This window comes from Pontiella agarivorans (assembly GCF_034531395.1).
Classification (GTDB): domain Bacteria; phylum Verrucomicrobiota; class Kiritimatiellia; order Kiritimatiellales; family Pontiellaceae; genus Pontiella; species Pontiella agarivorans.
Map to the genome: position 1 here is coordinate 145721 of NZ_JARVCO010000007.1, position 21192 is coordinate 166912.

The 21192-nt window shown below is 52.9% G+C and carries 16 protein-coding genes; 8 read left to right on the forward strand and 8 right to left on the reverse strand.

Features of this window, described 5'->3' with window-relative positions; genetic code table 11:
- The 3 genes from P9H32_RS05560 to P9H32_RS05570 are packed head-to-tail and all read left to right on the forward strand — an operon-like array spanning nt 1 to nt 2532.
- Nucleotides 1-1209 (forward strand): SpoIIE family protein phosphatase, encoded by a 1209-nt coding sequence (locus P9H32_RS05560; RefSeq protein WP_322607890.1) that lies wholly within the window; start codon nt 1-3, stop codon nt 1207-1209.
- A gap of 24 nt (nt 1210-1233) precedes the next feature.
- Nucleotides 1234-1749, forward strand: coding sequence for a phospholipase D-like domain-containing protein (locus tag P9H32_RS05565; RefSeq protein WP_322607891.1), 516 nt, complete (start codon nt 1234-1236; stop codon nt 1747-1749).
- 21 nt (nt 1750-1770) lie between these two features.
- The gene (locus P9H32_RS05570) at nt 1771-2532 is read left to right on the forward strand and encodes an SDR family oxidoreductase (RefSeq protein ID WP_322607892.1); all 762 of its coding nucleotides are present in this window, start codon (nt 1771-1773) and stop codon (nt 2530-2532) included.
- 21 nt (nt 2533-2553) lie between these two features.
- Here P9H32_RS05570 and P9H32_RS05575 read toward each other — a convergent pair whose 3' ends face one another.
- The 6 genes from P9H32_RS05575 to P9H32_RS05600 all read right to left on the reverse strand — a co-directional run bounded on the left by P9H32_RS05575 (nt 2554) and on the right by P9H32_RS05600 (nt 12894).
- Complete coding sequence (locus P9H32_RS05575; protein WP_322607893.1) at nt 2554-5217, reverse strand: DEAD/DEAH box helicase; 2664 nt, start codon at nt 5215-5217, stop codon at nt 2554-2556.
- A 243-nt stretch (nt 5218-5460) separates the two neighbouring features.
- Nucleotides 5461-6927 (reverse strand): ATP-binding protein, encoded by a 1467-nt coding sequence (locus tag P9H32_RS05580; protein WP_322607894.1) that lies wholly within the window; start codon nt 6925-6927, stop codon nt 5461-5463.
- Nucleotides 6928-7109: 182 nt separating this feature from the next.
- Nucleotides 7110-8753: a site-specific DNA-methyltransferase gene (locus tag P9H32_RS05585; protein ID WP_322607895.1), complete on the reverse strand. Its 1644-nt coding sequence runs from the start codon at nt 8751-8753 to the stop codon at nt 7110-7112.
- A 129-nt stretch (nt 8754-8882) separates the two neighbouring features.
- A complete protein-coding gene (locus P9H32_RS05590; protein WP_322607896.1) occupies nt 8883-9578 on the reverse strand; it encodes an anaerobic ribonucleoside-triphosphate reductase activating protein in 696 nt (231 codons plus the stop codon).
- A gap of 120 nt (nt 9579-9698) precedes the next feature.
- Complete coding sequence (locus tag P9H32_RS05595) at nt 9699-10094, reverse strand: hypothetical protein (protein WP_322607897.1); 396 nt, start codon at nt 10092-10094, stop codon at nt 9699-9701.
- A gap of 103 nt (nt 10095-10197) precedes the next feature.
- Nucleotides 10198-12894 carry an anaerobic ribonucleoside-triphosphate reductase gene (locus P9H32_RS05600; protein WP_322607898.1) on the reverse strand — a complete coding sequence of 899 codons (2697 nt, stop codon included), beginning with the start codon at nt 12892-12894 and terminating at the stop codon, nt 10198-10200.
- A 246-nt stretch (nt 12895-13140) separates the two neighbouring features.
- Here P9H32_RS05600 and P9H32_RS05605 point away from each other — a divergent pair, with 246 nt between their 5' ends.
- On the forward strand, nt 13141-13713 hold the full coding sequence (locus P9H32_RS05605) for a CvpA family protein (protein WP_322607899.1): 573 nt from the start codon (nt 13141-13143) through the stop codon (nt 13711-13713).
- Nucleotides 13714-13733: 20 nt separating this feature from the next.
- On the opposite strand, the gene P9H32_RS05610 is transcribed toward P9H32_RS05605, so the two are convergent.
- Nucleotides 13734-14042 (reverse strand): hypothetical protein, encoded by a 309-nt coding sequence (locus tag P9H32_RS05610; protein WP_322607900.1) that lies wholly within the window; start codon nt 14040-14042, stop codon nt 13734-13736.
- Between the two features lie 135 nt (nt 14043-14177).
- On the opposite strand from P9H32_RS05610, the gene P9H32_RS05615 reads away from it, so the two are divergent.
- From P9H32_RS05615 to P9H32_RS05625, 3 genes are all read left to right on the forward strand, one after another.
- Nucleotides 14178-14903, forward strand: coding sequence for a DUF4349 domain-containing protein (locus tag P9H32_RS05615; RefSeq protein ID WP_322607901.1), 726 nt, complete (start codon nt 14178-14180; stop codon nt 14901-14903).
- 3 nt (nt 14904-14906) lie between these two features.
- Nucleotides 14907-16736 carry a DNA primase gene (gene dnaG, locus P9H32_RS05620; RefSeq protein ID WP_322607902.1) on the forward strand — a complete coding sequence of 610 codons (1830 nt, stop codon included), beginning with the start codon at nt 14907-14909 and terminating at the stop codon, nt 16734-16736.
- A 120-nt stretch (nt 16737-16856) separates the two neighbouring features.
- The gene (locus P9H32_RS05625) at nt 16857-17078 is read left to right on the forward strand and encodes a hypothetical protein (RefSeq protein WP_322607903.1); all 222 of its coding nucleotides are present in this window, start codon (nt 16857-16859) and stop codon (nt 17076-17078) included.
- Between the two features lie 299 nt (nt 17079-17377).
- Here P9H32_RS05625 and P9H32_RS05630 read toward each other — a convergent pair whose 3' ends face one another.
- Entirely contained in the window at nt 17378-18340 is a 963-nt protein-coding gene (locus P9H32_RS05630; RefSeq protein WP_322607904.1) for a tetratricopeptide repeat protein, read from the reverse strand.
- Nucleotides 18341-18513: 173 nt separating this feature from the next.
- Between P9H32_RS05630 and alaS the strand changes: the two genes are divergently transcribed.
- On the forward strand, nt 18514-21177 hold the full coding sequence (alaS, locus tag P9H32_RS05635; protein WP_322607905.1) for an alanine--tRNA ligase: 2664 nt from the start codon (nt 18514-18516) through the stop codon (nt 21175-21177).
- Nucleotides 21178-21192: the final 15 nt, after the last annotated feature.

Here is a 21192-nt window from a genome sequence, read left to right on the forward strand (position 1 = left end):
ATGCCGCTGAAAGAAGAAGAATACGGGGATCTGCTTGAAAACCTGATGGTGAACAATACGGATGTCATCTACTTCAAGGATCTCCAGTCCCGCTTCATCAAGATCAATGAAGCCTGCGCACACAAACACGGATTTCTTTCTGCGGATGAAATTGTCGGGAAAACGGATTTCGACCTGTGGTCGGAAGAACATGCACGTCAGGCCTTCGAGCGCGAACAGCGCATTATCGCCACCGGTATACCACAGAACTCATTCGAAGAACGGGAAGTCTGGCCGGATGGACGGATCACCTGGGTATCCTCCACCAAAATGCCGTTGCGCGACGGAGAAGGAAACATTATCGGTACCTTTGGCGTTTCGCGTGATATCACGTTGCGCAAAGAGGCCGAGCTCCGAATTCGTCAATATGCCGAAGACCTCAAAAACATGACTGATGAGCTGGAAGAGGACGTCCGTATGGCCGGCAAGCTTCAGAAAAGTTTTTTCACCGGCGGCTATCCCATTTTTACCAATGAAAATGGAAACTGCATCGAGTTTATGCATCGCTTTGTGCTCAACCGGCAGATCACCGGCGACTACTGCGCATTTTTTAGGATTTCCGATACGCAGGCCGGAATATTTATCTGCGATATCAATGGATCGGGCATTCGCGCCGCGCTTGGAACGGCGCTGATCCGCGGCCTGATTCAGGAGCTCAGCATCTGTGCCGATGATCCCGGAAAATTTCTCCAGCGCATGAATAATCTGCTCCGTCCGTTGCTCACTGTTGAAGAACTTTCTCTCGGGGCCACGGCTTGCTATATGGCTGTTGATCTTAAAAGCGGATTGGTTCGGCTGGCCAATGCCGGTCATCCCATGCCGATCTATTTCCGTCAGGAATATTCGGCATCCTGGTTTTCCGAGGAAAACGGTATCATCGGTAAGCCGCTGGCGCTTGAGCCCGATGTTGAATATCCCGTGGTTGAACGGAGCATCGAGCCCGGTGACACTGTGATCGCCTTCACCGACGGACTTTATACCGTCCGGAACCGGATGGACGACGAATACGGTCTCAAGCGCCTGCTTGATTCGGCACACAGTTGGGCCGGTGAGCCACTCGAAGATGTCTTCGACGGACTCGAAGGCGATGTGCACGCCTTTGCCGGTACGGGAAAATATACCGACGATGTCTGCCTGATCGGGTTCAAACTCAAACAGCTGCTGGATTAACGGCTGCCGTCGGGCCGTTCGCATATGACCACTTTTCTTCACAACCGGCAGATTTATGAAGAGGTCATTCAGGGGCTCATTCCCGAGGCCGCAGAATATATCTGGATCGCTACTGCGGACATCAAAGATATGCATGTCTCCGATCACGGGAATTTTCGTCCGTTTCTCGGGATTCTCTCTGATTTAGTGGGCCGCGGGGTTGGAATTCGTCTGCTGCACGCCAAGGAGCCCGGAGAAAATTTCCGACGTGATTTCGACTGTTATCCGAACCTTATCCAAGGACTGGAACGCAACATTTGCCCGCGTGTACACCTCAAAACCATTGTGGTTGACGGCCGCGCCGCCTACCTCGGTTCCGCCAACCTCACCGGAGCCGGCATGGGGGCGAAAAGTGCCAATCGCCGGAATTTTGAATCCGGTATTCTCACCCGGGACCCGCAACTGCTTGCCGGCATCATGAACCAGTTCGATGAAATATGGATGGGCGCCCGGTGCGACGCCTGCCAACGCCGCAGTTTCTGCGCGGATCCCATTGCTTGAATAAATAAGGGAAATGAAATCATGAACGATCACAAAAAACGGATCGCCATTGTAACAGGAGCAACATCAGGAATCGGCGAAGCCACGGCACGTAAATTTATCGCCGGCGGTATGCAGGTTGTGGGCTGCGGCCGGACGAAAGAAAAGCTGGTTGCGCTTGAACAGGAACTGGGAGACCGATTTTACGGTGTGGCCGGAGATGCTTCAAATGAAGAGGTGCTGGACCGGTTGTTTGAGGCAGCTCATGAAGAGTTCGGCCGGGAAGCGGATATTGTGGTGGCAAATGCCGGCCGCGGGCTCGGCGGGTCGGTAAGAGAGGCCGATCTCGCACAGTTGAAGGAGCTGATCGATCTTAATATCACTGGCACGACTTATCTGATTCAGAAAGCGGCGCAGCGCATGGTTGAAATACAGAAAACCGCGTTCCCGGAATCAGCCGCCGATATTGTCATTATCGGTTCCGTGGTCGGCCGCCATATTTCGCCCTTCAGTGCGGTATACGGGGCATCAAAATTTGCGGTTCATGCGCTGGCCGAAGCTTTGCGTCGCGATGTTGGCCCGCAGGGCGTGCGTGTTTCTCTGGTACAACCGGGCATTGTCATCAGCGGATTTCAGGCGGTTGCAAACTACAGTGACGAACTGGTGGACAGTTTTCATGAAAAATTCGGACCGTTACCGGAGTGCAGTGATATCGCCGATGCAATTCATCATGTAGTCACACTGCCGCCGCACATCAACATCAGCGATATTGTGGTACGTCCCACCCGCCAGGATTATCCCTGATGTCCGTGTCAAATGGATGACTCAGAATTTCGCACGAATATCCGCCCAGCGTTTTTCCGTCACCATCACGAAAAGGCCGGTGCCGTCACTCAGCTCTTCCCAGAGCTGGCCGACCAGCCGGTCGGGTTCTGCATTGTTCCAGCGATCGGCCCCTTTGTATTCCACGATAAGAATACGGCCATCTTTCAGTTTACAGACAAAATCGGGATAGAATTTTTTCGTGGCCGTCTGGAGGAAAAAGGAGGCCTCGTTTTTGCCAACGAGATTGCGGACCCAGAATTCGATTTCCGGCTGCCGGTCCAGCCAGCAGGCGCACTGATACTCTTCTCCGGAGTCAAAGGAACCGATACGGGGGTAGAAATGGTGCTCAAATACATAGTCGCCAAACTCCCCTTCATCCACGCGTGATGGTGCGTAGGCATCAGGATGAAATTCGAAATGATATTCAGAGCCCACCCGCACCCGGTCATTAACGTTGTCGGTAAAGAGAAACTGCTGATAGGCCGTATGCACCGCCTCTTTTCTCAGCTCGTTGATGCGTTCTTCGAGGAGGTTGCGCAAGTCAAATTTTTTCCGGTTTACGGCGGCGAGATCCAGTCCGCCCTGTTCCAGCAGGCTGGTGATCCACTGCGCCACGAAAGCACGTTTACTCGCATGGGTGATGTAGGGATCGTTCAGCTGCCGGCAGAACCAGGCCGCCAGTTTAGCTTCATCCCAGTGCTCCGGGTGGTAACTCAACCCGAGATCACGCGTCAGTTCCAGCGTGAACCGGGTCTGCACCCGGCCCTTTTCTTCATCGATATCAATGAGGCCCGCTTCCGCAATTTTTCCGCCTCCGTTCAGTTTGGCCAACTGTGATTCCGTGATCCCCGCCTGATACAGCGGAAGCTCCCAGGGATAGTCCAGCGCCTCGGGTTCATCAAAGATCCGAAGTTCACCGTCAATCATCACTTCCAGCTGCGGAACCCGGAAGGCGAGCCCCTTTTCCGAAGGGGTGTGGAAAATCTTTACGGCTTCGTTGCGACTGGCGGCACCGGCGGTGGCGATGGTTTCCCGGCTGGAGTCCATGATGGCCGCGGTCTGGACTTCAAGCGTTTCGGCTTCGCTTAACGGGGCCGTAAACGTCAGCGTTTTATCCTTTTTATTCCAATTCAGTTTCCGGCGGGTCGGCCGGGATATGGCGGAAAGGTTCAGTTCTTCAGAAACTTTAACCTCCACAGGAGTGAAGCGGATGCGCCCGCTGGACAGATCGAGTTTCGCCTGTTCGGGTTTTAGTGCGGCGACAAATTCGGCCGCATCGTGCCGGTTAAAGCCGGCGGTCTGCACGAGGCTGTCGCGCAGGGCGGCAGCGGTTTCGCCGAAATCGTGCGAAACCACAAACGCATACGAACGGTTGAGGGCTTCGGTGGTTCGGTGCGCGGCCTGCGGCTGGCGCAGAATACGGCCCAGCAGCTGTTCCACCGCCGTGGCGCTGCGGATGCCGGCCAAACTGACCAGCACATAGGCAAACGCGCAGTCCCAGCCTTCGGCCAGCGCTTTCTGGGTAATCACAAATTTGACCGGGCAATTTTCGGAAAAAATACCGCCATCAAACTCCTCTGCCAGCGCTTCCAGTCCGCGTTCACTGCCCGTGGCAATCACAATTTCCTCCGCGGGAATATTATGATTGCTCATCAGTTCATTTTTCACCCATTCGGCATGGCGCGTTTCTTTGGTTTTTGATTTCGGCTCCGACTGGATCAGCACCAGCGGGCGGAGATAGGGTGCCCCTTCGCGCTGTTCCTGAATTGCTGCCTGACTGAGCATTTCGCGCTGATTGATTGCCAGATTAAGACAGCGCTGTTCGTCGGCTTCCACTTCCAGCTCGATCGGCAGCTTGATCATCTGCTCACGTTTGAGTTCCACCGCCGAAACCGCGTGCAGCACATTGCTGGGTGTTTTTTCGGTATCCGGCGTGGCAGTCAATTCCATGATGCCCGCCGGTTTAAATTTGGCCAACGTGTCGAAGGCGAGTTCGGTCCGGCTGTTATGGGCTTCGTCCACAATCACGAACGGGCGACGCAGCCGCAAGGCATTGGCCAGCGAAAAGGGGAGGGTGCCGTCGGCGTCCTTGAGCAGATCATCTTTCTGTTCTTCGGTCAGATCGCTGAACAGCGGCATCAGGGACCCGCTGCTTTCATAGACTTTCCGGTTTTCCTCGTTTTCCACCTGGAACGCCTGACGGGTGGCAACAATGACCACGGTGCTGGTATCGAGGGTGGAGCGGCTCAGATCCTTTGCTTCCTCCAGACTGAGCACCGAAACCGGCCCGGCTTCACGCAGGGCGGCATGATAGGGATGCTCCCGGTTGCGCAGTCCCGCCAGCGTCTGGTCGCGGATCGCCTTCGACGGCACCAGCCAGAGGATGACGCCGTGTTCGTTGAACAGCAGATGATTGTTCACCAGCGCCACACTTTTGGCCGCCAGAAAGGTTTTGCCGCCGCCGGTGGGAATCCGCAGACAGAAATAGGGCATATCTTCCGGAAAACCTGTCAGCGGCGTAAAAGCCGATTTCCGTCCCCAAAGTTCCTTCGTAGTTTCCTGAAAAGCATAGTCTGCATTGCCCATGCTCCGGCAGGTTCGGAAATACTGCTCAATACTGTTGAGAGCGCTTTGCTGATAGTTTTTCGGGGTAAATGTGTTCATTTTTTCCAACGGTTAAAATTTTATCTTATTTCCGGCCTTTTTCTTATGTCGGTTCCGGGAGTTGGGAATTCACATATAAATGGTTAAAGAAAAGCCAGTTAAAATGAATTTCCTGTTTTTTCCTTATTTCCGGCCTTTTTTTCCTTAAGCGTTCTGAATGAATAGAAATTCATGCATAACCCGCTGAAAAACAGTCGGTTAAAATGAATTTCCTGTTTTTTCCTTATTTCAGCCCTTTTTTCCTTAACCGCTTCTGAAGCGATAAATTGCCTGTGGATCGCGCTCTTTTTCGCTGACCCGTTCTAAAACACCAATCTTTAGCAGATATCGTAAATTATAGCGTACAGACTGTTTGGTAAGCTCCATGCTGTCTTCCAGCTGATCAACAGTGGCTTCCTGGCATTCGAACAAAATAGAAATGATCTGTTTTTGGCTAGGGTTGAATGATTTCCACATGGAACTGACCTGATCGAGCACTTCGCCAAGAATCGTTTCTTTATGATCTGACACTTTATTGCGGAGCGTAAGCGTCACTGTATTGTGTGTATCCGTATATTCAGGTTTGGCCAGCATGACCTCCTGCATGGAGCTGTATATACGCGGAACACCTTCATTCAGTTCCCGGACATAGCCCATATCAGCCAATGCCCGGGCAATACGGGGATTCCGGGAATAGCGCTCGTGCGCAATATTCTCGACGGTAACTTGTGCCGGAAGTGGACCGCTGTTGGAGATTTCCAGACGGTCGTCAAAATGCCGGATCATGACCGGGTTTCCCTGCAGATTGTAGGAGCGGTGGCATAGGGCATTCACAATGCCTTCCAGCCATGCCTCCTTGGGAAATTCCGGAAGTCGATGGAATTTCCCTGTATCCATATTTAAGTAGTAATAGTCCCGGAGCGACGCCTCCATGAAGGTTTCAAGTTCCTGAATCAGTTTTGGAATGCTGCTTTCAAGCCGGACATCCTTAACCACATTGAATGCCGATCCGGACTTTCGTTCCATTCCTTCATGACGAACATAGCGTACAGATGCGTTGGGAATATATTTTTCAGGGTCGGTGGAAAATAAAAGAATGGAAGCGTTTTTATAAAGCACTTGACCTTCGCGTCGGATAGCCAAATTGCGTTTGATGGCCAAATCTTCAAAAGAGCCCTCATAACTCATGGTAGTGCGATAGTCTTCGCAGGCATTTCGATCCAAATCCAGCGGATCGAAATCCAGGCGAATCTCGTCCTCGAAAGAGCGTATGGCCTTGTCGTATTCCAGCTTTTTGACTTCATCCCGGTTAAGCTTATTATTGCTGTCAGCTACGCGCAGATAGACTTCTTCATTGTCCGAGCGCTGGAAAACCCGTTCATAATCCTGGTCTACATGGAAGAGGAAGATCAGCTCGCCGCTTTCCAGATAGATTTCCTCCAGCTGAATATTGGCTGGAGGCTTGATGAATTCGTGAACCAGTTTGCGATAGGCATCCAGCTTGGTCGGTTCGTTCGGCAGCAGTCCGCCTACATGCGCCAGATCCTCAATGGTTCCGTCATCCGCAATTCCATAAACCAGCGTTCCCCCGCCGGCGTTCAGCATGCCGATCAGTTCATTGGCAATCTTAGTCGGTTTGGTATCCCGGCCCTTACGTTCCAGATATTGGTTTTCGGGGCTGAGCCGTAGATTTTCGAGCGTCAGTTTTGAATGGTATGTGGACAGGGACATGCGGTTTACCTCCTGTGCCCGGAAAAAAAGTAACCCGCCGATTTGAGCATCTCCGCAGAGCTAGGCTTGGCAGGTATTGTTGATTTGAACGTTAGCAGGTCATCCCCTGTTTTCAATATTAACCTGCGGGCACTCGGCGAGTGCCCCTCCACAAACGGCTGAACAAATCCGATCATCGTTTCCTAAACCTCAATCGCATACGGGGTCTGTTTGAACACAATGTTTTCGCGCTGGAGCGCCGCCGGGCCGAGGCGCGTGGCGGCCGCATAAATCGTTTTCGGGCCATCGTACGGCGGTAAAGAATCCAAAACCGCCTTCGTCAGAATATTTCCGCCCTGCGGCCGGCGATCGCCCAGAATGCCGTTGAACAACAGGTAGATGGCCCGGTTTTCGTGTATTCCAAGCCTTGGAGATTCTTCGATTTTGCCGGCATCCTGCCGTACCGCAGGCGGCCCGCCTGCCCCGTCCCTGCCGCGGCCGGTTTCTGAAAACCAGACAAAATCGGCGAGCTGGGTAAAGGTGACATCGTCGCGGATATCGCCGAACTCATTAAACAGCGGCTCATCGCTCAATCGGCAAAACTGGAAGCCGCTTCCAAGGCCTGGAACGTCGTTGCCTTTGGCATCGGTATAACCTGCTGCCACGCGCCTCACCCGTTCCGCTGTAATATTTGCCGCAATCTGCTCCTCCATCTCCACCAATATAAACTTCCGGTTTCCGCCGTCCGCCGCATTCTGCTTCAGCACCGCGTGACCCGTCGTCCCCGATCCCGCAAAGCTGTCGAGTATGATCGAATCTTTGTCGCTCGCAATCTGCAGAATCCGCTGAATCAAACGCGTGGGTTTGGGGGTGATGAAAACGTCATCGGATCCAGCGAAGGAGAGCACCTCAAGCAAATCTCTTTTTGCTTCCTGAGTATGGCCAACATCATCATAAAACCATAGACTCATTGGTACCACGCCATCTTGCACTTCATTTAAGAAGATTTTTGGGGCAGGAACATTATTACCATCTTTGCCCCACCAAATTCTGCCATCACGATCAAGCTCCCAAAATTTTTCCTCTGATACTCGCCAATACGAACCAGAAGGCGGTCCATCAATAACACGACCGGAAGGACATTTTATAGAGTACGTACCTTTACTATAATAATTTCGAGCGGCGAGATTGTTTGGCCTCCAAAGTCCTCTCGGATCATTATCATAATTTTTGTAATTTTTATTCTGTTTTTCTGAGCGCGGAATTAGGTTCCGTCCCCAATTGCCGATTCCTTTGTAGACAACAATGTAGTCATGAGCTTCTGAAAAATGCTTGGCAGAAGCTTTTGGCGCATAGTTTTTTTGCCAAATAATGGTTTCTACAAAATTCTTCTTCCCGAAAATCTCATCCATCAGTAGCCGTAGCGACGCGACTTCGTTGTCGTCGATGGAGACAAAGATTGCGCCGTCGTCGGAGAGGAACTGTTTGAGTAGGACGAGGCGCGGATACATCATGCAGAGCCATTTGTCGTGGCGGGAGAGGTCTTCGGCTTCTTTGCCGACGGTCTGGCCGAGCCAGCGGTTGATTTCGGGGGAGTTGACTTTGTCGTTATAGATCCAGCCTTCGTTGCCGGTGTTGTAGGGCGGGTCGATATAGATGCATTTGACGCGTCCGGCATATTTCGGCAGCAGGGCTTTGAGGGCGTGCAGATTGTCGCCCTGCACAATCAGATTTCCGTCGGATTCGTCGCCGTGCGACAGGGCGGCGTCGGGTTCCAATAGTCGGAATTCCACCTCTTTGTGGTGGCGGATTACGGCGTCTTTTCCAATCCAGTCGAGCGTGGGCATGGGTCTCCTTAAAACATGCAAAAATGAATGTTAAGAGAATGCCGATTTCTTCCAGAGGTTGGAAGGGAAAAGAGCGGTAGGGCGAGACCGCCGGGCGCGCCTGGGTCAGTTCGGCGGCCTGAATCTGCCTCACGCCCCGCGCAGGAGTATTTCGTCGGCGCATCCGGCCATCCGGTCTTTGAGTTCCTGGAGGCGGGAGGAGGGGGTGCGGGGGAGGACGGTGAATTTTTTGTCGGGCAGGTTGTCGCGCGGAATAAAAGCCTGAAGAGCCATACGTTTGGAGCCGGCGATGACATCGGCGACTTCGTCCATCAGGGCATCGGTGTGTAAAGATTCGATGACGGTGGTGCGGAATTCGTAATCTTTGGCTTCGGCTTTGATGAGTTCAATGGATTCGCTGATTTTTCCAAGGTCTGGAAAGTGTACCAGTTTGCGATACCCCGAAAGACCGGTTTTGACATCCATTGCCACGTAATCCACCAGAGGCAGCACCTCGCGCAGTTTTCCGGGGTTGGAACCGTTGGTGTCGAGTTTGACCGCAAAGCCATATTTTTTCATGAGTTCGATCAGTTGCGGAAGATCGTCGGCCAAGGTGGGTTCGCCGCCGGTAATGACGGCTCCGTTGACCCAGTTGTGTTTAAATTTTGTGCAGGCGAGTTCGAGGGCCTCCTGGTCGATGCCGGAACGTTTTCGGCCCATGAGCGAAGCGTTGTGGCAGAAGCCGCATCTGAAGTTACAGCCGCTGGTGAAAAAAACCGCGGAGAATTTTCCGGGGAAATCTACCATAGAGGGTTTTTCGAGGTAGGCATATACCGATGAAGTCATAATGTAAAACCTGCAATTTTAGGTTTGAAATGGGCTCTGGTTTCCGTGTTCACCTTAGGGCCCGCCGGACGCTCCGAGGGAAGGAATGGAGGCATCCGGCGGACCGGGTGAAGGAAACGTTTACTGCCGGGCTTCGGCCAGTACAGTCTGAATCATTTTCGGGGTAAGGATTCCTTTGCCCGCCGGGCTGTAGTCGGTTTGAAGTCCGACGTATTGGTAGAGCCGGGATTTTTTGCAGATAGGGTCTGCACTGCCGGGGTTTGCGGTTTCGACGGGAATGTAATCCTGCTCCTCGTCGTCCCAGCGGCTGATGAGCATGGCGGGGATGCGGGAGGGGTTGATGCATTCGGCTTCGGAGAAAGCGACGAGTCCGTCGGTGGTTTCGACGTCGCAGTAGCATTTTTCAAAATCGTTGAAATCTTCTTTTTTCAATAATTTATCGAGGCGCTGATTCAGGGTGTGGCATTTGTCGCACCCCTCTTTTCCGAATACTTTGATCTGATATTTTGCACTCATTTTAAAAATCCTTTCTATAGGAAGACCGGCCTCAAAAGAGCGCAGTATATACTGAGTGGATATTTGGTGCCTTCTGCGTTCTTTTGCGGCTGATTATTCATTTTTAAACCGTAACCATTTCGTTGTCGCCGGCCTCAACGATGTTGTATTTGCCAGCGTGGCGGGCAAGCAGCTCGCCGTAGCGTTTGGATTTGTTCCAATTCTGGATTTTACTGAAGTAGCCGACCACACGGGTTTCGCCGACGACGTCGGTGGATCCGCATTCCGGGCATTGTTCGAGCAGTCCGCGGGTTTGGTGCTGACAGTGGTTGCAGAAGGTGAATTCAGGCGAAATGCAGACCTGTGCGGACTGGGTGCGGTAGAAAACCTCCGTCATGAGGTGTGCAATGGATTCAGCATTGGGCCGTTCTTCACCGATGAAACAGTGGGTGATGGCACCGGATTCGATCATGCTGTGGTATTTCGCCTGTTCGGTGATGCGGTCGACCAGTGATACGTCGGCTTCGGCGGCGAGGTGGATGGAGTTGGTGTAATATTCCGCATCTTCCGGGCCTTTGACGATGTCGGCGGCTTCTTCGGGAAAGTAGACGAGGTCAGACTTAGCGAGGCGCCGCGCTGCGGATTCGGCCGGAGATTCTTCAAGCGTAAACTTAAGGTTGTGCTTGGCGGCGAGTTTTTTTGCTTTGCGGTACATGTGGGCCACGATTTTCAGACCGAACCGCTGTGCTTCTCTGCTTTCGTGCAGTTCCTGTCCGATCAGGAATCTGACGGCGTCGTTTACCCCGATGAGGCCGAGGATATAGGTGCAGTTTTCGAGATCGACGTAGGGTTTTCCGTCGTTGGCGGTTTTTCCGATCTGCCAGAGCGGGTGGCCGGGTCCCGAGAGCATCTCAGCGGCTTTGCGTTTTTTCTGCAGGTGGGCATCAACGGCAAGTTCCATGGTACGATCAATCTCGGCGTAGAAATTTTGCACAATATTTCCGCCGGTTCGGGCTGCGCGGTAGGAGGCTTGCGGAATGTTGATGGTCACATTCTGGAATCCGCAGAAGCGCATGCTTTCCGGATGCTTGAGCATGCGGTTGTCGTCGATCGTGGTGCGCAGACGGCAACAGGCGGAGAGGGTGACTTCGTCGCGATCGAAAATGAAATAGGTGGAGCCGTTTTTCGAGGCGAGTTCGCAGGCTTCTTTGAAGATTTCGAACTGGGCGGGATCTTCATAGGTTTCATCGGAAACGTGGAAGTCGCATTTGGGAAATTCGAAGATGCGGCCGTGGGCATCGCCTTCAGCGAAGACTTGAAGCAGGGCGCGGCAGAAATCCTGTGTTTCCTGGGTGTAGTCGCCATAAGTAACGATGGCTTCGCCGTTTTCGGCGAGCATGGCTGCCACATCGGGATCGTAGATTGTGCCTTCACTTTCGTCGGTGATTTCGCGCAGTACCAGGCGTTTTCCGAGGTTTGGATCTTCGTAGTAAAGATCCATGAGCCGGTTTCCGCCGGCATCGGTTTCCTCGCGCAGTTCTTCGGTCAGTTCCGCAATCGATCCGTCCTGGAGGCGGAGTTGGTAGCGGCCGCCGGGGCCGATGGCCGGAACGGTTTTCATGTAGGACGGAACTCCGGTGTGAATGTTGAAGTCGAGGAACAGGGTTTGTCCGCCGCGGGAAAAAGCATTCTGGGACCCGTTGAAAATCAGTTCCTGGGCAACCTGCTTGAGCTGCTGTGCATCCATGCCGACGAGGAACGGGGCATAGAGGATGTTGATGTAGGCGATGCCGAGTGCCCCGGCATAGTTGGCCTGCATGGAAGCAAGGAAGGTGTTGAGGTGGCCGGTCAGAACGGAGGCTGAGCGCGCCGGATCGGAGGAGGTGTTGAGGTTGATCAGTCCGTTGAGTCCGTATTTTTTGACGTATTCGATGGAGTGGGACGAACAGTAGACGCGGGTTGGATAGCCCAGATCGTGTACGTGAATGGCACCGGTGTCGTGAGCACGTTTGACGTCCGGACTGAAAATGGTGTCGAGGGCCCACTGCTTCAGGACCAGTTCGGCAATACCCAGGTTTACGGCTTCCGGGTTGTTGTTCACGATGTTCGAGTTTTCGGTCGATTTGGTGAACATCAGATTTTCCAGGTAATCTTTGGAAACGCGGTAGAGCGAGAGATCGCGAAGCTGCTGGGCATAGCCGCGTTCGGTCAGTTCGTTATTGACCAGCTCGCGGATGAGCGCGGTGGAAATGATGGTCATATCGCCGCCGATAATGCGGTTTTCGACCGCTTTGGCGACATTGATGGCCACTTCGACCGAGAGGTCGGTTTTGTCGAGAATCTGTTTAACAATGCGTTTTCGGTCCCACGGAAGATTGACATTTTTTGAAGAAGATTCCACCAGAAGAAGGGCGGCGTCGGTGACATCGACAGCAGCGGAATCGGTTCCGCGTACACGGATGTTGCGACGGGCAATTTCGCGTTGTTTGCGGTAGCGCTTATAGGTTGCGACGACGAGGGTTTCGCCCTGTTCGGCCAGTGTGATTTCCACGAGGTCCTGCACATCTTCAATTTTGGGAATGCGTTTTCCGTTTTCGTCGGCATGCACATAAAATTCGCTGTTCGGATTGTTCAGCTGCTGCAGTACCAGATCGGCTGTTTTCGAGTCCAGCCCTTCGTTTTTTTCACTGCCTTGTTTGCGTGCAACGTCTTCAACGGCGCGGTCGATGGCGCGCTCGATTTTCTGCCCGCTGAATGGAACAATGAGTCCTGAACGTTTCTGAAAACCGTCAAATGCGGTGTTGGGTCTTTCCCCCGGCATGATTTTTCCCCCTGCATTGTTGTGTATTAAGGTCTCTGTGCGGCAGTTTCTGCCAGATTTCGAGAAAATAAATTACGCAAGTAAGAGTGTCGTTGTCAAGGGGGGTATACCATATATTGTGGTTAAAAGGTAAAAAATGCTAAATACCTAGTAAAGTATGGTATTTTCAATTTTTGGTATCGGGATGGCTTTGAACTTGCTTATATCCGGTTGGTGCTCCCTGCTTATTGAAAAGGAGAAGGTTTTATGTTGCCCAATTGGTTGAGTTTCGTTGATGCGGCTTATGTGCTGATCGTCTGTCTGTTTGCATGGGGCGGTTTGCAAAAAGGTTTTGCCGCACAGGTGGCCCATGTGATCACCTTTGTGGCCGTGGGCGCATTGCTTTATTTTGCTTATCCATTCTGCTTCGTATATTTCGGGCGTATTTTCCGGAATCTGGAAGAGACCTATCTAATGTGGATTCTGCTGTGCCTGCTGCTGTTGGCGGGAGCGGGGATTTTTGTGCTGTTCAGTAAAATTCTGGCTGCGGTTTTGAAGTCGAATGTATCCGATGCCGCCGACGCGGGTTGGGGTACTGTGCTCGGACTGATCCACGGGGCTCTGTTTGGACTGATTGCATTGATTATTCTGGTGATGGTTGACCGTACGGGCGGATCGTACGACAAGCTTCGTATGAAATCCTATGTCGGGAAAACCGTATGTCATAAAATTGTGCCGCGCATTCAACCGCGTTTAACGACGCTGTATGAAAACAAAATCAGGGACTGGAAGGCGGAACTGCTCCGGCGTGAAGAAGCCGCAAGTGAAGTGGATATGTAATTCGGCCGATTTTCGACGGTTCATGAATAATCGGGAGTACTGTTTTTCTGTTTTTCCCGTGTCTGCAGAATCTTCAGGAAATGCAGTTGGGTTTCATACTTGGTCATTACCACCAGCGAGATGATCGCCAGTGCAAGAGAAAGAATGCAGAGCGTAGTGCGTGCAATAAGTGCGGTATAAAGCATGCAGAGCATTCCGATGAGGAAGAGGCACAGATATACATTACGCCGAATGCTGATCCTTTTTTTCCAGCGCGCGCGCATCGTTTTGTCGAACGCTTCGTGCATGAAGCGCTCACTGTCAAATTTTTCCAGTTTCGGTAGATTCATCGGGTCCTCTCCAGCTTGTTTAAAAAGCGATTTTTGTGCCAGTCAGGCAGCAGGCGTAAAATTCCGCCCCTCAGGATTGAGGGGGATGCAAGGTTCCGGTATGTCTATAGCCAGTTTTAATTTCGGAGAACCATCATGCTCAAACACACTTTATCCCTGCTTTTCATCGCAACTCTTTTGGCGGGATGCCATAGCTACAGTCCAGCGCAATACGGAGCTGATTTTTCCGCGGATGCCGCCATCGAGGCTCGTCCGCTGTCGGAAGCCGGTGGGGCGGGTTTGCCGGAGCAGATGCTGATCTGGACCGGGTCGATTTCCATTGAAGTGGTGAGCATCACGAATGCTTCTGCGCAGATTACCGTGCAGGCCGAAGCTGCCGGCGGCTATATTGAATCGACGAGCCGGTATGAGTCCGGTGAGGGACCGACCGCCACCATGGTCGTTCGTATTCCGGCTGACCGGCTGGGCGGCATGGTGGATTCAATGGGCAGCCTGGGTGAAGTGACCGCGCAGAGTCTGTCTTCGCAGGATGTAACCGAGCTCTATATCGATATGCAGGCCCGTCTCGGCACCAAGAAAAAACTGCGTGACCGGTTGCAGAACCTGTTAGATCGCGCCGACGAAGTGAAAGATATTCTGGCCATTGAAAAGGAGCTGACCCGTCTGCAGGCAGATATCGATTCCATGACTGCCCGTCTCAAGGCCATGAAGGGAAAGGTGGATTATGCATCGCTTACGGTTCAGCTGAAGGCCCTGAAGCATGAAAAAGTGCTCGGTCCGCTCGGTTATGTATGGAAGGGTGCTGAATGGTGTGTCACCAAATTGTTTGTCTGGAAGGATGAAACGTACGAACAGCAGTAAATTATGGCCATGATTCCCAAAGAGCAGATCGAGGAAATTCGTGCACGATGCAATATTGTGGACGTGGTGGGAGCGTACCTGCCCGAACTGCGTCGCCGCGGCTCGACCTATAAGTGCTGCTGCCCTTTTCATAAGGAAAAGACGCCGTCGTTTACGGTCAATGATGCCCGTCAGATTTTTCACTGTTTCGGCTGTGGTGCAGGTGGGGATGTCTTCAAGTTTGTCATGGATTATGAAAAGGTTGATTTTGTGACGGCGGTGAAGATTCTGGCCGAGCGCGTCGGCGTGGAAATTGTGTATGAAGGGGGGCAGCCCGACAAAAGCGGAAATAAAGATGTGCTGTTTAAACTGCATACCGATGCCGCCGCCTTTTATCATCGTATATTGACCGACAGCCCGGATGGCGAGGAAGCCCGGCGCTACATGGAAGAGCGCGACTTGCCGATGGAAATTATCAGAGAATGGCAGATCGGTTATGCGCCGCAGGGCTGGGAGGAGCTTCGTTCGCGGGCGAAGAAAAAGGGATATACAGACGAGCAGCTCGAAGCGGCCGGCCTGGTAGTGCCTTCCGACCGTAACGGAAAAAAGAGTTTCTACGACCGTTTCCGCAGTCGTGTCATGTTTCCCATCTGCGATCAGATGGGGCGGGTCATCGGTTTTTCCGGCCGCATCATGAATAAGGCCGAAAAAACCGCAAAATATGTGAACAGTCCGGAAACTTTACTCTTCAAAAAAAACCGGGTGCTGTTCGGGTTTGATAAAGCGCGAAAACCCATCGTTGAGTCGCGACAGGCGATTGTGGTGGAAGGGCAGATTGATGCCATCCGGTGCCATCAGGCCGGCCTTGATAATGTGGTGGCTTCGCAGGGCACCGCGCTTACCGACAACCATGCCAAAATGATCAAACGCTATGCCGACGAAGTGGTGCTGGTGCTCGATGCCGATGCCGCCGGCGTGAAGGCTGCGTTGGCTTCCTCCGAAATCTTTATCGCCAACGAGTTGAGTGTTCGCGTGGTGACGCTTCCCGAAAAAGAGGATCCGGATTCATTGATTAAGAACAGCGGCCGGGACGTCCTGATTAAACTGGTTGAGGAAGCACCCGGCGCGCTGGATTTTCTGATTGATGCTTTCCAACGTTCGGAAAATATAAAAACGGAAGCCGGGAGGATGCGTGTTGTGAAGGCGGTACTCAACCTGATCAGTCATTGTCCTTCCGCCGCACGGCGTGATCCGATGATTCGTGGGGCTTCGGACCGGCTGAATATTTCTCCATTGGCTTTGAACCAGGATTTGGGGCGCATTAAGCCGCAGCAACGCAGTGGAAAGAAAAAAGAGGAACCGGCTGCTGTACCGAAAGTGCCGCAGAAAACCTATCCGCGACAGGAGACGGCGTTGCTGGAGCTGCTGGTTCACCACTATCGCGAGGTTCATCCGCTGGTGCACGATTTCCTGCCGACGGAGCATCTCACGGATCCCACCTGCCGGCATTTGGTCGAAGTGCTCATGCTTGATCCGCCGGAAACGCTGACCGAAGCCTTTCATGAATTTTCAGAACCGGAGCAGAAAATTATCAGCCGGGTGCAGGTGGAGGAATCGCGGAAAATCGATGTGGAAACGCTGCCGCTGGAACTGGCGCAGCGTTATATCCTGCTTTTCTGGAAACGGTCTCTGGAGCGCGAACAGCAGGTGCTTGCCCGGCGGACCGATATGACCAACGAAGAGCGGTTCAGAGAGACCACCCGTATTAAGCATGACCTTTATGCTCTTTCCAAAGGGTGGAGCGAGGCGCGCCCGATGCTCGAGGCGCGTCTGCACAAAGACGTGGAATTTTAATGATTTATGGTTTCTATTTTTCGTGCTGAAAATAAATCGGCATTTTGATGCACAATAATTTTTCAGGCCTCCCGTTATTCATGCAGCTAAAGAAACTGTATTGAAACTGGAGACTGAAAAATGAAAAACCGTAGAAGAAAATATACCGTTCAGCCCATATCGTCTAAGGGCGAGTCTAAAGTAATTACCCGTCCCGTCCAGACGCCGGAGCGTAACCTTCCGGGGCATCCGATTGCGGTTGCTATCGTGATTGCAGGCCTGCTGGTCGTTGTGCTCGGGGTTACCCTTTCCAATATTGAGGTAACGACCGCTTCCACCGCCAGCTGGAATCTGTTCGGTTGATTGTATGAGAACTCCCGGGGATATATTGAATTGCTGAAACGGGGCTCTGTTCCGTGGATCATGATAGCGCTACACGGCGCAGAGCGACGTTCTGCACAAAAAATAAAACCGGTTTCTCTCGATCTGTACGAATGGCGGCATAGTGCATCAGCGCCGGTTCCGGGGATTGTAAATACGGGAGCTGCTCCCATCAAAAAAAGCCCCGGCCATGCCGGAGCTTCAGACTTCATCAACTTAAAAGTTGGTGCGGCGTTATCGGCCCGGAAAAAGAATTTACATCCTTTTCTGGGCTTTGCGGCTTAGCTTTCGCGGCCGCGCAAGGGGGTTTCGTTTTCGCTGGCTTTGGCTTTCCAGACTGCGGCTTCTTCGGGATTCCGTTTAACTCCGTTTCCGCTGGAGAGGCAGATGGACAGGTTATACATGGCTTCCGCGCACCCGGCCTCGGCTCCCATGCGGTAGTACTCGACGGCTTTGACCATGTCCTGCTGTACGCCCAGACCCCGCTCATAGCAGACTCCGAGATTATGCATGGAATCGGGATCGCCTTCCTTGACGGCTTTTCTGATGAGGCTGATGCCGGCAACCATATCCTGATTCACCCCTTTACCCATCATATAGCAGGCCCCCAGTTTTCCGGTTGCGGCCACCGACCCGGCGGTTGACGCTTTCTGGTACCAATCCACACCGAGTTTTTCATTCTTCTTTATGCCGTTTTTGCCTTTGGCATAGGAACGGGCCACATAATACATGGAATCGATGTTGCCCTGTGCAGCGAGTTGCAGATGAAGCTGAAAGGCTCTTGCCGGGTCCTTGTCGACCCCGACCCCGATTTCCAGCAGACCCGCCATAATGGTCATGGCATCGATATTTCCGGCTTCCACTTCCGAATCCAGCAGTTGAATGGCTGTGTCCGGCGACGGTGTGGTGCCGATACCCTGCAGATAAAAAATCGAAATATAGGCTTTTGCTTTTGAGGAGCCGGCATCGGCCGCCCGCTTGATCCAGCTGAATCCCAGTTCTTCGTCCCGGTCAACGCCGGTGCCGTAGGTATAGCAGGTGCTGAGTTCCATCATGGCCCCGGCATGACCGCTTTCTGCTGCAGTTGTCAGCACTTCAACGGCCTGGGCCTGATCGGTATCTAGCAGGGCGATGCCTTTGTTATAAAGGGTTTTCGGATCCTGTGTTCCCCCGCCGCAACCGGTGAGTAGCAGAATCAGACTCGTGCTGCCGATCAGATTTCTTAACAGTGTTTTTCCATTCATACCGTTACCTATAGCTGACCAGGCAATAGACTTTCAAGTCAGGGCGGTATGGAATTTTCCTTAGGCCTTTCCCTGCATGGCATTACTTGCATATCGGGCAGGCAAGCAGTATAAAGTGCGCTTTTTCCGCCGGATGAATTCCGGCACACTCATTTTAGAAAGCAGGGAATGCCATGACATCCAATGAAATCCGCCAATCGTTTTTTGATTTTTTTGAATCGAAACAGCACACGGTCGTAAAATCCGCCAGTCTTCTGCCGGATGCGCCGAACCTGCTGTTCACCAATGCCGGGATGAACCAGTTTGTTCCAATTTTTCTCGGGCAGCAGAAGTGCCCCTATACACCCGGCCGCGCCGCCGACACGCAGAAATGTATCCGTGCCGGGGGCAAGCACAATGACCTCGACGATGTCGGGCTCGATACGTATCACCACACCTTTTTCGAAATGCTGGGCAACTGGTCGTTCGGGGACTATTTCAAGCAGGAGGCTATCGACTGGTCGTTTGAGCTGATCACCAAGGTCTGGGGATTTCCGGCGGAGCGGGTTTATGCGACCTATTTCGGCGGCGACGAGAAATCAGAAGCCGATCTGGAAGCAAAGGAAATGTGGCTGAAGCTGCTTCCGCCGGAGCGTGTGGTGCCGGGTAATCGCAAAGATAATTTCTGGATGATGGGTGACACCGGTCCGTGCGGTCCGTGCTCGGAGCTGCACGTCGATCTGACACCGAACGGCGATTGCGGGGCGGAGATGGTGAATGCCGACAGCGCCGACTGTATTGAAATCTGGAATCTGGTTTTCATTCAGTTTAATGCCAACCCCGACGGCACCTTTACGCCGTTGCCGGCGCAGCATGTGGATACCGGTATGGGGTTCGAACGCGCCTGCTCGATTATCCAGTGCACCAAAAACTTCACCGATTTTTCCGGCGTCATCTCCAACTATGAAACCGATGTCTTTACACCGATTTTCCAGACCCTGGAAAAAATGAGCGGAAAATCCTATACCAGCACGCTTCCGAAAGACCCTGCGAAACAGACCGAGCAGGAGGCGGTTGATGTGGCGTTCCGCGTGATTGCCGACCACATCCGCTGCCTGTCGTTCTCGATTGCCGACGGCATCATTCCCTCCAATGAAGGCCGAGGTTATGTCCTGCGCCGCATTCTGCGCCGTGCCGTGCGCTACGGCCGTACGCTCGGATTCACGGAGCCCTTCTTCTTTAAGCTGGCGGACACGGTCGTTGAGCATTTCGGCGGGGCCTTTCCGGAGCTGGTCAACAACCGCGGCCGCGTGAGCAAAACGCTGAAGGCGGAAGAGGAATCGTTCAACCGCACGCTGGATAAAGGCATGGAGGTTTTTGATTCGATTCTGGGCAGCACCAAATCGAAGACGATTGACGGCGCGGATGTATTCAAGCTCTACGACACCTATGGATTCCCGTATGACCTGACGGAGCTGATGGCGCGCGAAAAGGGCATGCATATTGATGAGGACGGTTTTGAGCGCCTGATGAATGAACAGCGCGAGAAAGCCCGGGCCGACCACGCCGCGAAAAAATCGGTGGTGATGGCGTCGGACAAAACACTGGATGTGGATGAAACGCCGTTCCTTGGATATGAAATGACGCAGCTTCAGACCGAAGTGGCGGAGGTGCTTGACAACAATACGCTGATTCTGAAAGAGACCCCGTTTTATGCCGAGTCCGGGGGGCAGCAGGGCGATCACGGTGAAATCAAAGGAAACGGGTTCGGCTTTAAAGTAACCGATACGCAGAAGACGCCGGAGGGCATTATTGTGCACAAGGGTGAGCTGGTATACGGCGCACCGATGAAAGGGGTTCCTGTGATTGCAGCAGTTGACCGCTTCCGCCGCGGGCAGATGCGGCGGAATCACACTGCGACGCATTTGCTGAACGCGGCGCTGCGTCAGATTGTTGATCCGAACATCAAACAGGCTGGATCGCTGGTGGCGAATACCTATCTGCGTTTTGATTTTAATCATTTTGAAGCGCTCAACTCGCAGCAGATTCGCCAGATTGAGCAGATGGTGAATCATGAAATTATGAAAAACACCGAACTTCAGACTGCGGAAATGGAGTTGGCTGATGTGCAGAATTCAACGGATATTCAGGCGGTGTTCGATGATAAATACGGTGATGTGGTTCGTGTGGTTTCCATCGGGGAAACCAGTAAAGAACTCTGTGGCGGAACCCATGTTCAGATGACCGGCGATATCGGCCAGTTCCGTATTGTTTCCGAATCGTCCGTGGCGTCGGGAATCCGACGGATCGAAGCGGTGACCGGTCTCGATGCGCTGAATTGGGCGGCGGAGGAACATGCTCTGCTGAGCGGTCTGAGTCAGAGCCTGAGTGTAAAACCGCAGGAACTGCCGGAGCGGATTAAGTCTATGGCCGACCAGATTAAGGCGGCGGAAAAACAGCTGAAAGAACTGCAGACCAAAGCGGCCGTGGCCAATGTCGATGGTCTTGTGGATAAAGTGCAGGAAAGCAGCGGCGTGAAAATACTGGCGGCTGAACTCGGCGAAATGCCGATGGATGCGTTGCGTCAGGTACTTGACGGTCTGCGCCAGAAAATTGAGAGCGCCGTCATTGTGATCGGTTCCTCCAATGAAGGAAAGGCCTGTCTTGCAGCCAGCGTCTCCGAAGATCTGGTGGCGAAGGGTATTCACGCCGGCAAGCTGATCGGGCAGATTGCGAAAATCTGCGGCGGCGGGGGCGGCGGCAAGCCCGATAAAGCCCAGGCCGGCGGGAAAGACGCTTCCAAAATCGGTGAGGCCATTCAGGCGGTTGCCGGCGTGGTCGATAAAATGGCCGGCTGAAAATTTTACAAGGGC